The organism is Pseudonocardia sp. McavD-2-B (assembly GCF_024124365.1).
GTDB classification, from domain to species: Bacteria; Actinomycetota; Actinomycetes; order Mycobacteriales; family Pseudonocardiaceae; genus Pseudonocardia; species Pseudonocardia alni.
On record NZ_JAMXSG010000461.1, the window covers coordinates 1 to 2332 of the forward strand.

The following is a 2332-nucleotide window of genomic DNA, read 5'->3' on the forward strand; positions in this document are numbered from 1 at the left end:
CGGCGCCCCGGGTGCGCGGCGGCGCGCGGCCCGCGGGGTGTCCGGGCCGGAGACGTAGGCGGCCCGGAAGCGCACCAGCTCGTCGGTGCCCGCGGACAGGTACGCGGCGCCGGGCGTCGGCGGGAGCAGGTGCGCGTCGGGCACGCCCAGCACCGCGCGGGACTCCGCGGCGGAGAAGGTGCGCAGCGCGATCCGGTAGGACAGGTGCGACTCGAGACCGCGCAGCCGTCCCTCCTCCAGTCGCTGCGAGGCCAACAGCAGGTGGATGCCGAGCGAGCGGCCGAGCCGCCCGATGGTCACCATCAGGTCGATCATCTCCGGCCGCTGGGCGAGCAGCTCGGAGAACTCGTCGACGACGACCAGCAGCGACGGCAGCGCCGCCAGCGGTGCCCCGTCCCGGCGCAGCGCGTCGTGCTCGGCCAGCGACGACAGGTTCCCCGCGGCGCGCAGCACCTCCTGGCGGCGGGTGATCTCCCCGGCGAGCGCGTCGGCCATCCGGTCGACCAGGGTCAGCTCCTCGGCCAGGTTGGTGATCACAGCGGAGGTGTGCGGCAGCCCGGCGAGCCCGAGGAACGTCGCGCCGCCCTTGAAGTCGACGAGCACCAGGTTGAGCTCCTCGGCGGTGTGCGTCGCCACCAGCCCGAGGACGAGGGTGCGTAGCAGCTCGCTCTTGCCGGAGCCGGTCGCGCCGATGCACAGCCCGTGCGGACCCGCACCGCCCTGCGCGGACTCCTTGAGGTCGAGCAGCACCGGCCGGCCGCCGTCGTCGTCGGTGCCCAGCGGGACCCGCAGCCGCTCCCCCGGCCCCCGCCGGCCGCGCAGCGCGGCGACCCCGGCCGGGTCCGTCGTGGACAGTCCGAGCAGCGACGGCAATCCGGTCGTCACACTGTCCACACCGGACGCGACGACGTCGGCGTCGCCGTCCGGGCGGTAGCGCGCGAGCCTGCGTGCGAGTGCCAGCGCCTCGGCGACGACGAGCCCGTCGGGGACGCCGACCTCCCGGCCGCCGGGCCCGCCCCGGCGCAGCGTGCGCACGCCGTCGGGCCCGGTCCCGGCGGCCAGGCGCAGCACCGACGCCGCGGGCCTGCGCCCGCCCGCGGGCCCCAGCCGCAGCACGGTGACGCCGGGCAGCCCGGCCCACGCGCCCGGGGCGTCGGCGGCCCCGTCGAGCACGACGAGCAGGTGCTGCTGGGCCGCGTACGGCTCGTCGACCCACCAGCGCCGCACCCGGTCCGGGTCGTCGGTGATCATCCGGACCGGCCCGACGGCGTCGTGCAGCCGCGGGTGGGCGACGTGCGGCAGCCACTTCGCCCACTCCCAGCGCGCGGCCGCGCCCCCCGGTGCCACGACGGCGAGCCGCGCGTCGTCGGGACCGTGCCAGGTGACGTACTGGGCGACCAGTGCCCGGGCGAGGTCGAGCGCCGGGGCGGCGTCCGGGTCCGGTTCGAGCCAGATCGTCGCCGACGCGCGGGTGTCGACGGCGACCGGCAGATCGTCCACGGTGGACCAACGGCGCAGGAAACGGCGCAGCGCCAGCGCGGACAGCGGTTCGAGTGTCTCCATCGGACCGGTGTGCGGGGCGGTGAGCCGGGTGGCGAGGCGCTGGGTGCCGCGCCCGGCGCGCAGGCGGCCGAAGTCGTCGTCACCGGGGCGGCGCTCCCACAGCCGGTCCGCGGCGAGCACGTCCGGCCAGGCTGCCGGGTCGGGGTGCACGGTCTCCAGCGCGTGCCGCTGCTCGGCAGCGATCGCGCGGGCCCGCCCGCCCAGGACGTCGAGGTAGCGCAGGTAGTCGCGGCGGTCCTCGTCCATCGTCGCGGTGCGCGCGCCGGCGCCGCGGCCGCCGCCGGCGAGCATGCCCAGCGCGGACAGCGCGAACATCCCGCCGAACAGCCAGGTGCTCGTGTCCCCGCGGCCCAGCACGACGAACAGCAGCGCCCCGCCGACCATCGCCAGCGGGAGCAGCCGCGCCACGAGGCCGCCGGGGACCGGGCGTTCCGGCTCGGGCGGCGGTTCGATCACCAGCTCACCGCCGGGCAGCTCGGGCACCGAGCGCCGCGGACGTCGCATCCCGACGGTCCCCGCCATCGTCACGCGCCTCCCGTTCACGGTTCTCCCGAACGCCCACGGCGGCACCGGGGCCGTCGGATACTCGCAGCCGCCCCGGGCCCGCCGGGGCCGTTCGGGGAGATCTGCCAGGGAGCCGCCCGTGACCTCCGTCCTGCCCGCACCGGCCGCGACCGGCCCCGGCGACGCGACGTCCGGCACCGGGCCGGCGCCCGGCCGCTGGACCCGGGTCGGGGTGCACACCCCGCGCGGGCGCCTCGACGTGGCG

At 77.9% G+C, this 2332-nt stretch carries 1 protein-coding gene; it reads right to left on the reverse strand.

Annotated elements, in window-relative coordinates; all coding sequences use genetic code 11:
• A partial coding sequence (gene eccCa, locus NH602_RS30180; protein ID WP_253069604.1) for a type VII secretion protein EccCa occupies nucleotides 1–2085 on the reverse strand: 2085 nt, incomplete at its 3' end.
• Nucleotides 2086–2332 lie beyond the last annotated feature (247 nt).